The organism is Iningainema tapete BLCC-T55, from assembly GCF_014698965.1.
Classification (GTDB): Bacteria; Cyanobacteriota; Cyanobacteriia; order Cyanobacteriales; family Nostocaceae; genus Iningainema; species Iningainema tapete.
Map to the genome: position 1 here is coordinate 116645 of NZ_JACXAE010000126.1, position 13619 is coordinate 130263.

At 41.5% G+C, this 13619-nt stretch carries 11 protein-coding genes; 6 read left to right on the plus strand and 5 right to left on the minus strand.

What is annotated here, in order from left to right; translation table 11 throughout:
- Positions 1-92 precede the first annotated feature (92 nt).
- Complete coding sequence (locus ICL16_RS41555) at positions 93-1070, plus strand: ABC transporter ATP-binding protein (protein WP_190837938.1); 978 nt, start codon at positions 93-95, stop codon at positions 1068-1070.
- Positions 1071-1105: 35 nt separating this feature from the next.
- On the opposite strand, the gene ICL16_RS41560 is transcribed toward ICL16_RS41555, so the two are convergent.
- Entirely contained in the window at positions 1106-3871 is a 2766-nt protein-coding gene (locus tag ICL16_RS41560; protein ID WP_190837945.1) for a GAF domain-containing sensor histidine kinase, read from the minus strand.
- Between the two features lie 147 nt (positions 3872-4018).
- A complete protein-coding gene (locus tag ICL16_RS41565; RefSeq protein ID WP_190837947.1) occupies positions 4019-4471 on the minus strand; it encodes an NADAR family protein in 453 nt (150 codons plus the stop codon).
- Positions 4472-4603: 132 nt separating this feature from the next.
- On the opposite strand from ICL16_RS41565, the gene ICL16_RS41570 reads away from it, so the two are divergent.
- From ICL16_RS41570 to ICL16_RS41585, 4 genes are read left to right on the plus strand one after another with little or no spacing between them, the layout of a single operon-like run.
- Positions 4604-5092 (plus strand): DUF2243 domain-containing protein, encoded by a 489-nt coding sequence (locus tag ICL16_RS41570; protein ID WP_190837949.1) that lies wholly within the window; start codon positions 4604-4606, stop codon positions 5090-5092.
- 18 nt (positions 5093-5110) lie between these two features.
- Positions 5111-5716, plus strand: a complete 606-nt coding sequence (locus tag ICL16_RS41575; protein WP_190837951.1) for a DUF4129 domain-containing protein — start codon at positions 5111-5113, stop codon at positions 5714-5716.
- Positions 5713-6828 carry a DUF4350 domain-containing protein gene (locus ICL16_RS41580; RefSeq protein ID WP_190837953.1) on the plus strand — a complete coding sequence of 372 codons (1116 nt, stop codon included), beginning with the start codon at positions 5713-5715 and terminating at the stop codon, positions 6826-6828. Before ICL16_RS41575 ends, ICL16_RS41580 begins: the two co-directional genes overlap by 4 nt.
- Positions 6794-7744, plus strand: coding sequence for an AAA family ATPase (locus tag ICL16_RS41585; RefSeq protein WP_190837955.1), 951 nt, complete (start codon positions 6794-6796; stop codon positions 7742-7744). Before ICL16_RS41580 ends, ICL16_RS41585 begins: the two co-directional genes overlap by 35 nt.
- Here the strand turns inward: ICL16_RS41585 and ICL16_RS41590 are convergent, their stop codons facing one another.
- Both ICL16_RS41590 and ICL16_RS41595 read right to left on the minus strand, forming a co-directional pair.
- Positions 7745-8425: an acyltransferase gene (locus ICL16_RS41590; RefSeq protein ID WP_190837957.1), complete on the minus strand. Its 681-nt coding sequence runs from the start codon at positions 8423-8425 to the stop codon at positions 7745-7747. It lies immediately after the preceding gene.
- A 27-nt stretch (positions 8426-8452) separates the two neighbouring features.
- On the minus strand, positions 8453-9526 hold the full coding sequence (locus ICL16_RS41595) for a glycosyltransferase family 4 protein (RefSeq protein ID WP_238361182.1): 1074 nt from the start codon (positions 9524-9526) through the stop codon (positions 8453-8455).
- Positions 9527-9820: 294 nt separating this feature from the next.
- Between ICL16_RS41595 and ICL16_RS41600 the strand changes: the two genes are divergently transcribed.
- Positions 9821-11149 carry an endo-1,4-beta-xylanase gene (locus tag ICL16_RS41600; RefSeq protein WP_190837959.1) on the plus strand — a complete coding sequence of 443 codons (1329 nt, stop codon included), beginning with the start codon at positions 9821-9823 and terminating at the stop codon, positions 11147-11149.
- Positions 11150-11209: 60 nt separating this feature from the next.
- Here ICL16_RS41600 and ICL16_RS41605 read toward each other — a convergent pair whose 3' ends face one another.
- A complete protein-coding gene (locus ICL16_RS41605) occupies positions 11210-13477 on the minus strand; it encodes a right-handed parallel beta-helix repeat-containing protein (protein WP_190837961.1) in 2268 nt (755 codons plus the stop codon).
- Positions 13478-13619: the final 142 nt, after the last annotated feature.

The following is a 13619-nucleotide window of genomic DNA, read 5'->3' on the forward strand; positions in this document are numbered from 1 at the left end:
CGACTAACTTTTTGTTATTATCACCATATAAATGGGTAACTTGTAATTAAATAGTGTTTTTTGTATTGCGCAAGAGCGCAAGTTAAACTAAAATGAGGTCTGTCGCAAATAAAACTGAATTTCAACTGGATAGCCCAGATATCCCGCCAGTAATTTTGACCTATGAGTTACAAAAATTTTATCGTACGGGCTTCTTTTTAAATCAGCAAGTTCAATCCCTCAAAAGCTGTTCTTTACAGGTTAACAAAGGTGAAACCTTTGGTTTACTAGGACTAAATGGAGCAGGTAAAACCACACTGCTGAAGTTATTACTGGGAATCATGCGGCCTACAGCAGGGAAAGGATTATTGTTGGGTAAGCCATTGGGCGATCGCCGCGTTAAACAACAAATCGGCTACCTTCCAGAAAATGCCTATTTATACGATTATCTCACCGGATGGGAATTTTTGCAGCTAGCGGCAGGATTATTCCAAATTCCGAAAAGCGTACAACGTAACAGGATTCCCCAACTGTTGGAATTGGTGGGTTTGTCTAAATCTGATGCTTGTAAAAAACAGATGCGCCGTTACTCCAAAGGAATGCTACAGCGTGTAGGTATGGCGCAAGCACTAATTAACGATCCAGAACTAGTGTTTTTAGATGAACCAATGTCAGGGCTTGATCCTGTCGGACGCTACCAAATGCGGGAAATTATTCTAGCATTAAAAGCAGCTAAGAAGACAATTTTCCTCAACAGCCATATTCTTACCGAAGTTGAGCAAATTTGCGATCGCATCGCCATCCTTGCTCAAGGCGAATTAATTTGCTCTGGTTCCCTCAATGAACTCTTAGGTACTCCAAATAGCACATACTTAGTTCAAGGTCAAGGTGGTGATTGGGAAATTCTGAAAAAGTGGGTAAACAATTTAGAATTGACTAGTGATAGTTCTTGGCGAGGAGAAATACAAGGCGATACCTATGATTTTTACGCCAGTCTTCGCTTAATGGGTGGGCAAATAACCGCAATGAACTTGTTACGCCCTTCCTTAGAAGACTTTTTCTTACAACAAATTCAAAGAAAAAATGGTTAATTGTTGATTGTGAGATTGCTATTAACCATTAACCATTAGCTATTAGCAATCATTACAGTTTGCTTCAGCGGAATTTCAATCAGGAATTCTGTTCCTTTGCCCAGTTCGGAAATACACTTCATAAATCCACCATGCTTGTCTACAACAATTTGGTAGCTGATAGCTAACCCCAGCCCCGTACCCTTACCAACTGGTTTGGTAGTGAAAAACGGATCGAAGATGCGCTGGAGGATGTCTTCAGGTATTCCCCATCCATTGTCAGCAATCCGAATTATGACACGGGAATTATCTGCTGATAGTTGAGTGGAAATCCAAATTGTCGGGAATGTCATTTGTCCAAAGTCATTTGTCCTTGGTTTAGAATTGTTTACTAATGACAAAGGACTATTGACAAATGACTCTTCAAGGGCATCAATAGCGTTGTTGACAACATTCATGAATACCTGATTCATCTGTCCGGCAAAGCATTCTACTAGAGGTAAGTTGCCATAGTCTTTAATTACCTCAATTCCCGGAAATTCTTTATTTGATTGGAGACGATGTTGTAGAATCAACAAAGTATTATCAATCCCCTCATGTAACTCAACACGTTTCATTTCCGCTTCATCTAAGCGAGAAAAATTACGTAATGAAAGCACTATTGAGCGAATACGGTCTGATCCTACTTTCATTGATGACATAATTTTGGGTAGATCATCTGCTAAAAATTCAAGATCAATTTCATCTGCTTTTGAGTCAATCTCTTGTAACGGTTCAGGATAATATTTTTGATAAAGACGCAACAAATCTAGTATTTGATGAGTATATTCAATACAGTGAGAAAGGTTGCCATAGATGAAGCTAACAGGATTGTTAATTTCGTGTGCTATTCCGGCAACCAATTGCCCTAAACTAGACATTTTTTCATTTTGAATGAGTTGAGTTTGTGTTTGTTTGAGTTTGTCAAGAGTAGTCTCTAATTGTTCGGCTTTAGCTATTGCTTTTTCTTGGGCAGCGCGACTTTGTTCGTAAAGTTGTGCTTGTTGAATGGCGATCGCCGCCTGATCTGCCAACTGTTGTAGTAAATTAATTTCTACATCTTGCCAATTTCTAGGAGAAGAACACTCATGGGCAACAAGTAACCCCCACAGTTGCTCACCCATATTAATTGGTACTATTAAATTGGCTTGAACTTGCAAATTTTGCAAAAATTCATGATGACAAGGACTCAAAGAAGCTGTTGAGACATCATTAATTGCTCGGATCCTTCCCCGACAATAGAGATGAGCATATTCCTCAGGAAAACAGCCTTGTGGAACTGTCAAACCCAAAACAGAACGCCAATTACCATGAACATGTTCAACAATTATCTGCCCGTGGAAATTATCTAATATTTGGTAAATTAAAACTCTATCTGTATTTAATAACTTACAAATTTCCTGCACAATAGTTTGCAAAATTGTCTTCAACTCTAATGTGCTACGAATTTGGTCGGTAATTTGCTGGATCACAGAGGCACATTGCAGTGATTGTTGCAGTTCAGCAGTTTGCTGTTTTACTCTTACTTCCAAGTTGAGATTTAACATTTGTACTTGTTGGTACATTTGTTGCTGCTGAATTGCCATCGAAAAATTATCGCACAATGTTTGGAACATAGCAATCTCTTCGTTACCCCATTCTCGTGCTTGTCCCTTTTTTTGCTCTCGCCAAGTTGCAAAAGAAATTTGAGGTAGTTGTTGCTGATGATGATCCCGTTGTCCTGCCCACAAAATTTCTGTGTCAAACTCATTACGAAAAATACTTAAATAACCCAGAAAATTTTGACGGTAAGTTAAAGGCATTACTAAGAGTCCCCGAATTCGAGTAGCTTGAAATGCAGGAGCTAAAACTTGCAATGCTGGTTCTCTATATAAGTCAGTAATTGCCCAATAATTGTTTGGACCTTGAGACATCCAGTTTTGCCACACTGGATGTTCTTCTATGATGTTGTTTTCTATATTACCTAGTAATCTCGGATAGTTACCACAAGTATATAATTCACTACTTTGTTGAAGATAAAGTCTTCCGCCTACTCCATTAAAGGCAGCAACAGTTTCTTCAAGCGCTCTTAAAAATTTAATTGTTGGTAGTGTATGCAAAAGGGTAGAAACTCGGTTAATAATAGCTTCTCGCTGCTGCTCTAGTCGTGTTTGAGTGAGGATATTACTTTGCGCGATCGCGATCGCTACCTGATCTGCTACTTGTTGTACTACTTTGAGTTCAGTAGTCAAAATTGTGCGCGTTTCAATATGGTGCGACACTAGCAATCCCCATAGTTTAGGTTCCGCTGACTGCTCCTTGAGGTTGTAAACTAGAATTGGTACTACAAGTGAAGACTGCACACCCATTGCCTTGAGATATTCTATATGACATGGGTCTACTGCTCGGTAATAAATATCGGTGTTACATTCACTCCCGTCTGAACTTTCTAAAGGCGATAGACCGATTTTTCCATTAGCCACATCAATGATGGAACGTTGACGTGCTTTAAGAAACATCAACCTAGCATCTGGGGGTATATCATCCGCTGGGAAGTGCAACCCCACTAAAGATGGTAAACGGCAATTATATATAGACTCGGCAATAACTTCACCACTACCATCAGCATCAAAACGATACAACTTTACCCGATCTACACCTAAAAAAGAACGAACTTCAGCAACCGTGGCTGTTAATATTTCTTCAAGTTCAAGTGATCGCCTAATCCGCATAGTCATACGGTATAGTAACTCTTCTCGGTCAAAAGGTTGTGGCAATTCGTTTGGGTGATCGGAAAACTTCATTTCTGATAGACTGCTAGACAAAGTATAAATTATTCTTAAATTTTATCTCTTAATCATTCCTCTGCTATTGGGAAAAACATGAAAATTACTTAATCTTTAGTAAAGATTTATGCTGAATAAATAGGCAGTATATTTACTGAAAATTCATTATTTTTTGCTAGTGCGGATTTCTTCGCGTACACTCATAAGAATCTTACCTAGCTGGTTTTGACCAGTTTTATCTGCACCACATCCCCAGAAATAATCTTTTGGAGAGTCTTCCACCAAAAACTGATCTCCTGTAGAAATAAGAACTTCTCTAATATCGGCATGAGTCAGGAACTTTTTCAGTACAGCTGCACGCATAACCTCAACTTTTACTACATCCCAATCAGGACGAAGTTGACGAGTACAATCTCGTCCCAATGCGGCAGCTAGTTCTGGTGTTTGGGCAGCATAAATTGTCGGTATAATCACCGCATCTGGTGTTCCGACAAACTTTTGTGCTTGATAGTAATGCTCAACTGTTGACCAGTAAATACCCTCAATTGTAATTCCGTGTGGAGAAAAATTGGAAAAACAACCATAGGGTGGACAAACCTTGTAAAAATAAATAGTCATTGGAAAATTGCTATTTTAGATACTAAACTAGTATCTCCAAAGTAATTCAATCGTAGTACTCGTCTCAAGAGAGAAGATCACATCCAAAATCAAGTTATATCTTGAAAAAAGATTCCGTTTGTGAGGTTGAAAATGGAAGCTAAAAGCGAAATAAGCAGCCGTCGTCGTCGTCGTAATACGCCGCTAATTGTAGCTGGAATATGTCTTGGTATAGGTCTTAGCGGATTCTTCGATGGTATCGTACTGCATCAAATTCTCCAATGGCATCACATGTTAAGCAGTATTAGACCTCTGACAACCAGAGATAACATAGACTTTAACATGGTTTGGGACGGCTTATTTCACGTCTTTGACTGGGTAATGACTGTAGTTGGAGTTGTGTTACTATGGCAGGCAGGAAAGCGTGAAGATGTTTCATGGTCATCAAACGTCTTCTTTGGCTCAATACTCGTTGGCGCTGGCTTATTCGACGTAGTTGAAGGAATAATCGATCACCAAATTCTCGGTATCCATCACGTCAAACCAGGTCCAAATCAGTTAGCCTGGGATTTAGGTTTTCTTGCCTTTGGTACACTTCTGATTATACTCGGTTGGTTAATAATACAAAGAAGTCAGGACTAAAATCCCCCACTTCCCCCCATGTCCACAAATTCCTTTGAAACAACAAACTGGAGTTGGCAGTTCTCTCAGTTGCAACAACAACTGGGAGAATGGTTAGAATATCAGCTTGGACGCTTAAACTTGAATGTACCAAACTGGCAGCCGGGATGGTCAACAGGTTCATGGCAAGATAAATTATTGAACTTGTTATTTTGGGTTTTACTCTTATTATTTTTGGCTTGGGTGGGATGGCGGTTATGGCAAGAATTCAGCCCTTCTTTGTATTCTTGGTTAGCTAGAACTAATAACTCTCAAAATCAGGTTGCAAAAACTACCGTAACACAGTTGTCAGTAGAAGAATTGTTAAGGCGATCGCAAGAACTTTACCATCAAGGAAACTACCGTGAAGCTTGCCGTTGTCTTTATTTTGCCATATTGCAGAACTTACATGAAAAAGCAATTCTCCCGCACAAAACTAGCCGTACTGATGGAGAATATTTGCAATTACTACAACTTTCCGTTACTTTGATGCAGCCCTACGAAACCTTAATTACCACACATGAGCAAATATGTTTTGCTCATACCGAGATATCCCGCGAAAATTATGAGCAGTGTTGGCAAGCATATCGGGATATACAAAAATGAAACGCTCAAAACGTTTATGGGTAGGTGGAATCGCACTGTTTGTCATAATTTTACTTACCTTACTCGCCGCTCCCAGTAGTAGCAAAATCAATAGTGGTTCCACTTACAACCGTGCTCCTGATGGTTACGGTGCTTGGTATGCTTTTATGCAAAAACAAGGAGTGGCTGTAGCACGTTGGCAAAAGCCCTTTCCGGAATTATACGTACAAAAACGTCCCATCACTCTGTTACAAGTAAATAGTTATACAACCGCATTCCAGCTAGATAGCCAAGAGCAAAAATGGATAGAAAAAGGAAATAACTTAGTAATACTAGGTGTATACGAGCAAGTAACAGCAGCCGAATTTAGTACAATGCAAAAATCACTAGTAGGTGATATTAAAATTGATACAACAAGACGCAGAACAATTGCCACAGGGGAAAAAGCTTCTTTAAGCGATCGCTTCGGTGCTATTGTGTGGGAAAAACAATACGGCAAAGGAAAAGTTGTATTTTCCACCACACCCCATTTAGCAGCAAATGCCTACCAAAATAATATCAGTAATTTCCAGTATTTAGCCGACCTAGTGAAAGAAAAAGGCAAGACATTATTAGTAGATGAATACATCCACGGCTACAAAGATAACAGCGTAAAACAAAGCGAAAGAGAAGGCAATCTGCTGAGTTATTTGGCCAAAACACCTTTATTTCCAGCATTATTACAACTAAGCATACTACTACTAACACTAATTTGGGCGCTCAATCGTCGCTTTGAAAAACCAGTAGCATTAAAGACTCCAATCATAGACAACAGTGAAGCATACATACTCGCCCTAGCAGGAGTACTGCAAAAAGCTGAATCTCGGGACTTTGTGATAGAAATGGTAGGCAAAGAAGAACAAAAGCAACTCCAAAAAGCTCTCTTGTTAGGGCAAGAACCACTTGACAATCAAACCATAATTAATGCTTGGATACAACAAACAGGAAATAGCGCAACAGAATTAGAAGCAGTGTTAAACCTACAATCTCAAAAACACCGCATTAGTGAAAAAGACTTGATAAACTGGTTGCAACAATGGCAAACCTTGAGAGTTGAATATGAGCGAAACCCATTCAGCCTTAACTCGCCTTAGTCAAGCACTATCCCATGTAATTTTTGGTCAGCCTATAATTATACAACAACTATTAGTAGCTCTACTAGCAGGTGGACACGTCATATTAGAAGGAGTACCAGGAACAGGTAAAACACTCTTGGTAAAAGTGCTAGCGCAGTTAATCCAAACAGAATTTCGCCGCGTGCAGTTAACACCAGATGTTTTGCCAGCAGATATTACTGGTACAAATATTTTTGATTTGAATACCCGCAGCTTCACCTTGAAAAAAGGACCAATATTCACCGAAGTACTGCTAGCCGATGAAATTAACCGCACACCCCCGAAAACGCAAGCGGCTCTGCTAGAAGCGATGGAAGAGATGCAGGTAACATTGGATGGACAGAGTATACCATTACCAGAGTTATTTTGGGTAATTGCAACGCAAAATCCTTTGGAATTTGAGGGGACATATCCCTTACCCGAAGCACAATTGGACAGGTTTTTATTCAAATTAGTGGTAGAATACCCAGACCTAGCTGCGGAAAAGCAAATGTTGTTAAATCGTCAAGCGGGGTTTGCTGCACGACGGTTGGATATTGCGCAAATAGAGCCAGTAGCAACAGTAGCTGAAATTTTGGCAGCGCGGCAAGCAGTAAAAGAAGTTAAAGTTTCTGAAGCACTGATAGATTATCTTTTAGCTTTAGTTAGAGCATCACGCCAGCAACCTGATTTAACTCTGGGCGCTTCTCCTCGTGCTGCAAGTGTTTGGTTGAACGCATCTCAAGCAATAGCGTGGTTAACAAGACGGGATTTTGTGACACCAGACGACATTAAAGCTGTTGCACCACCATTGTTGCGTCACCGTTTCATTTTAAAACCAGAAGCAATGCTAGATGGTGTACAAATTGATGCGGTGATTGCTGCTTTACTGAATAAAGTGCCAGTACCAAGGTGATTAAGCTACGCCTCCCTTACTGGCTTTAATAACTTTTGCGGGTACTCCAACTGCTATGGAGTAGGGAGGGATGTTTTTGGTGACAACAGATCCAGCTCCGATCACGCTTCCTTTACCAATCGTCACTCCATCTAAGATTCTGACTCCGCTGCCGATCCAACAATTGTCTTGAATTTCAATTCCTTCACGGCTTAATCCGTGTTCTCGATGATTATTAGCGTAAATACCTGTATGTGATGCGATTAAGCAATCATTACCAATTTTGATATTACCGGGACCTGCCATACAGACATACGGTCCCAGGTAGGAGTTGTCGCCAATCTTGATCAAGCAATCAGAACCGGCAGTTCTGATGTCAACGCCGCGATCAATACAAGTTCTGTTGCCAATAAGTATTTGGCTATTTGGTGATCTAATCTCCAAGTAAGCATTTCGGAGGATTTTAACACTATCGCCAAGTTCGATTGAACTAGCTCCAAGTATCTCAACTCCTGCTAGAATGTTAACCCCTCGACCCATACGCGCAAATATTAAACGGTATAGCAGCTGTCGCAGCAGAGTGCCAAATGGACGAGGAATCCATCCGATCAAATTGATGATGGTTAACTCTAATATGCGCGATCGCAATGTCGGGGATTGGTTTGGTAGATTTTGATAACTGTGAAGTTCTTGAACTGTCATAGCTGTATTTACTGATCGCAAAGTTGACTAGTTATTTACACTGCCAAATGTGGAAATGAGTTTTGTCACTAAAGCTTGAACATATTTACTATGATTATATTGGTTAAGTGTCAATTCATAACCTCGCTGAGCTTGTTCCTGTGCTTTTTGCGGATCGTTTAACAGTTTCTCAATTGCATCGCGTAGCCCTACGGAGTCACTAGGATTAACACCAGTAACAATACCTGCGTCAATTAAGTCGCTAATAATACCTGGTGAACGAGTAATTATTACAGGTCGTTTACAAGCCATTGCTTCAAACATAGTAGTGAGTCCGGCTTGGTATTTATTTTCTAATAGGGAAAGCACAACTATGTCAGAATCGCGGTAAAGTTGAACTAATTCGCACCAGTCGTAAAAGCGACACGACATGTTACTAGGCATAACTTTTGGGAATGTACTTCTACGTGCTGGAGCATTTGGTGAAACAGCGCAAATCTTCACATCGATATTTAAATCTTTAGTTGCATCCGCGAGAGTTTGATAGTCACGTCTTTCTAAACCTCCGCTACCAATAATTGGACGCAGCTTTTCGCTAGCTGCTCCTGGTGTGAAAAAAGATATGTCTGTGGGTTGCAAATAAAATTCATAGACATGGTTTTCTGGTAAGTGGAGGTAGCGGCGCAGAAATTCTGCTTGCGATGCTGTGACAAATAAATCTATTTTGTTAGCGATATTGAATAATTTTAATGCTAAATAACCCCGTGGGCGGTTGATATTTTGAGTAAATGCTACAACTTTAGGGCGATGACGTTTTGCACCGCAAAGGGTGGCGATCGCAATACCTACGTCTTCGCCAGTACAATATACTACATCATCCTCTTTAAGCTGGGAAGATAACTGACGTGCCAAAGCCCAATGTTCGGGACTACCGATAATTTTTGCACGCATTTTATCTACGGGTAAAATCGGTTGTATACCTGGTTGATAGACTTTTGCGCCCAAAATTTGGCTCATTTGCCAAACTACGTGAGAAGGACATTTTCCGGCTTGCGCATTCTGATTGATCGCATTTAGATCAGTCTTTGAGCTTAATGCTATATGGTATTTCAACGCTGTCATCCTTAATGGAAAAGATTTTTTTGATTTTTAACTTAATACTTCCTGAATTAGAATACTGAAAGTAGTTGTAGTTAATTTATTAAGAATAAGTAAATATTGAGTGTAAATGCGTAAAGAAATAGTAAATAGCAAATGTAGGATTTTCAATACAAACCCTTATGTTTAACTTTACTAAATTTTGGTATAAAAAATCCATTACTCATATATAAAAATTCTGCTTGGTTATGATATGCTCATTGCTGTTTAGCTAAAATTATACTCTTAAGTAAACAAGCCTATCGGTCACAAGCAAGAATGGTGAAAATACGTTATAATAACCTACAGTACAAAAGCAAAAAGTGGTGGCGCAGCAGCACACTGATAGCGGTTTTACTTAGCTTTTTAATCACGTTTGGTATTCATATTGCCAAAACTCAAGCACAAGAGAATGCGTGGCGTGAAGTTGCTATCAATAATATCAACACATACCGCAAAGGAGATTTGACGGTTGTAGTTACTGATGTCAACGGTAAACCTGTAGTGGGTGCTGATGTAAATGTGGCGATGAAGCGCCATGCCTACAGCTTTGGTACTGCAATAGATGACACTCTACTGTTAAGCACAACCAACCCTGATGGTGATAAGTATCGAGACAATATTCGACAACTATTTAATGAAGCGACTATCGAAAATAGTCTCAAGTGGCCACAGTGGGAGAACTTGGAGTCACGAAATCAAGCTATCAAAGCAATTGAGTGGCTAAGAAATTACAACTTAACAGTACGTGGACACGCCCTTGTTTGGCCTAATTGGCAACTATCCCCACCCAGTTTAAAAACGCTCTACGACAATACGCGAGAACAGGCGGGCAAGGATAGAGCAGATCAAGTTTTGCGCGATCGCATCATCACTCATATCACTGAACAAGTTGGCGACTTAAAGGGGCAGATTAGCGACTGGGATGTTGTCAATGAGCCGATTGACAATAAGGATTTTCAGAACATTCTCGGTCAATCGGTGCTTGTAGATTGGTTTAAAGTAGCTCATGAGGCAGATCCAAATGCTGTTCTCTACATTAACCAGAACTTATACCAAGATCAGAATAAAGCTGATGAATATGAAAGTCAGATTCAGTATCTACTAGATAACGGCGCACCAGTTAGTGGTATTGGGATTGAAGGTCATATTTTTGACAGTGCTATTTCGATACCGGAGTTTCTTTCCACCCTAGATCGGTTTGCTCAATTTAATCTTCCAATTAAGATTACCGAGTTTGATATGTTGACGGGCGATCAACAGTTACAAGCTGACGTAACACGCGATGTTATGACTGCTGTTTTTAGCAATCCGGCGACAACTGGCTTTATTATGTGGGGTTTTTGGGATGGTAAACACTGGTTGAACAATGCACCAATTTATGCTCAGGACTGGATTTTAAAGCCGAGTGGCAAAGTTTACATGGACTTGGTTTTTAATCAGTGGTGGACATACGTGTGGGGAAAAACTGATGCCAATGGAGAATACAAGGTACGGGGTTTTCTGGGCGACTATGAAGTTACCGCCAGTATTGACGGTAGGAGTCAAACATTATATACAACACTTTCACGTGAGGGTAATAAGTTGATCATTAGCCTAGCTTCATGAACTACCCCTCCTGAAAGAAGTAAGGAGCGGAATTACGGCGTTTTGTTAAAAATGGCAGCCTTAGCTGGTTAAGTTACCTGCCACATCAGGGTTGACACCACCTTCACTTATGAGGTTTCCGGCAATAATCGTGTCCCGCACTCTGACTGTACCACTAGTATCATTAAACACCCCTCCACCATTAGCTGCTTGGTTAAGGGTGATGGTACTGAAAATTAGCGACAGAGTGCCAAAGTTAAAGTTAAAGATACCGCCACCATTGCCTGATGCTGAATTACCAATTAGCGTACTGTTGCTTACCTCAGTTGTGCCACTACTGAAGTTAGTGATGCCACCGCCCTCGAAGCGTGCCGAGTTGTTGCTCAGGTTGCTATTGTTCACCTTCAATGTATTGCTGTTCCAGATCCCGCCACCGCTCACCGATGCCGAGTTGCCGTTTACGGTGCTATTGTTCACCTCAACAGTACCACTGTTAAAAATGCCGCCGCCGACGTTACTGACTGAGTTGCCGTTTATGGTGCTGTTGCTCACATTCAGGTTCCCGCCCGGATTGTTAGAGATACCACCGCCATCGGTTGCTAAATTATTGAGTAGTGTGACGTAACTCACCCCAATTGTGCCTTCGGAGTTAAAGATGCCGCCACCGTTGCTTGCTGTGTTACCACTGAAGCTGCTATTGTTCACCTCAACGGTGCCGCTGAAGTTAGCGATGCCGCCGCCGATGGTTGCTGAGTTGCCGTCTATGGTGCTGTTGCTCAACCTCACGATGCCAGCACAGTTATAGATACCGCCGCCGTCTCTTGCAGAGTTGCCGCTGATGGTGCTGTTGTTCACCCTCAGGGTGCCACTGTTCGAGATTCCACCGCCTTGGATCAAAGACAGCGGTGTAGAGTTGCCGCTGATAGTGGTATTGTTCACTGTTGCGGTGCCACGGTTCGAGATCGCGCTGCCACTTTGGTTACCGCTGATGGTACTGTCGCTCACCGTTAGAGTACCGCTGTTCGAGATACCGCTGACAGTAAATGACCCCTGGTTGTCGCTGATAATACTGTTGCTCACCGTCAGAGTACCGCTGTTCGAGATTGCAGAGCTGCCAGTAGGACCCCCGCTGTTGCCGATGATGGTGCTGTTGCTCACCGTTGCGGTGCCACCGTTCGAGATCGCACCAATGTTGCCACTCAAGGTGCTGTTGCTCACCTCCAGAATGCCATCTAAGTTCGAGATGCCGCCCTCTGAATTTGTTGAGTTATTGCTGATGGTGCTGTCGCTCAACCTCACAGTGCCACCGTCTGTGTTCAGAATACCACCACCTGTTGTACCTGCTACGAAGCTTGTTGTGTTGCCGCTAATGGTGCTATTGCTCACGTCGATGATGCCGCCACTGTTGAAAATACCGACTCCCCTGCCCAGAAAAAAGCCCGGTGAACCGGCGATCGCGTTGTTGTCAATGCTGCTGTCGCTCACCTTCACGATGCCGTTGCGGTTATAGATGCCTCCGCCGGCACCACTGTTGGAACCTCTGCTAATGTTTGTGAAGTTGTTGTTGACAATGCTATTGCTCAATGTCACAGTGCCTTCGTTATAGATACCACCGCCAAAGGGAACGAAATTACCGACGGCTCCGTTGCGGCTAATGGTGGTGTTGTTCAACGTTATAGTACCCGTGTTGTAAATGCCAGATCCTCTGTTGCTATTGTTGCTGCTGATGGTGCTATTACTCAACGTGAGGATACCAGTGTTGTAAATGCCCCCGCCAAAGAAAACGTCATCGTCATTGCTTGAGCTAGCATTCACCCTGTTATTGCGTACAATGCTGTTTTCCAATGTGAGGTTCCCGCTGTTTTTTATCCCTCCACCGTTGTCATTCGTCACCGCGCCATTGGTAATAATCAATCCGGAGAGAGTCACAGTTGCTCTCGCGTCAATTTCAAACACTCGTGAGGCATTGTTACCACTCACTGTCAGCAAGTTTTCACCTGTCAACGAGTCTTGTGGGGCGATGATGTTTAAGCTGTGGATAATGTTAAGTTCTCCCAGGCTCAAAGTAATCTGTTGTGCAGAAGCTAACAGCGATGAGTTAAATAAAATCACATCCTCTGTTGCATCAACGTTGGCAAAGTTGATGGCTTCGCGTAGGGTAGTCACGCCATCAAAGTCATCCACCACATCAGCAATACTGTTCACTGTAATGATGGAACTGGCATGTCTGGGCATTCCGCCACTGATGGGATCTAGCAAAGTGCCATTTGAGTATGGTGTAGTGGATGAGAAAACAGCATTCGTCGAAAATTGATGATTATCTAAGGTAGATGTACTCGATAAATCCATAGGTTTAAGTCCTTGAATTAGAAGAACTGATGTTGAAACTAAAACTATAAATATTTAGAGCAATAGTTTATTTGCAGTTGTAAATAGCATATTTTGTTGCTTAAATAAAATTGCTATGGCTCCCTAATAAAAGTGCTGTAAT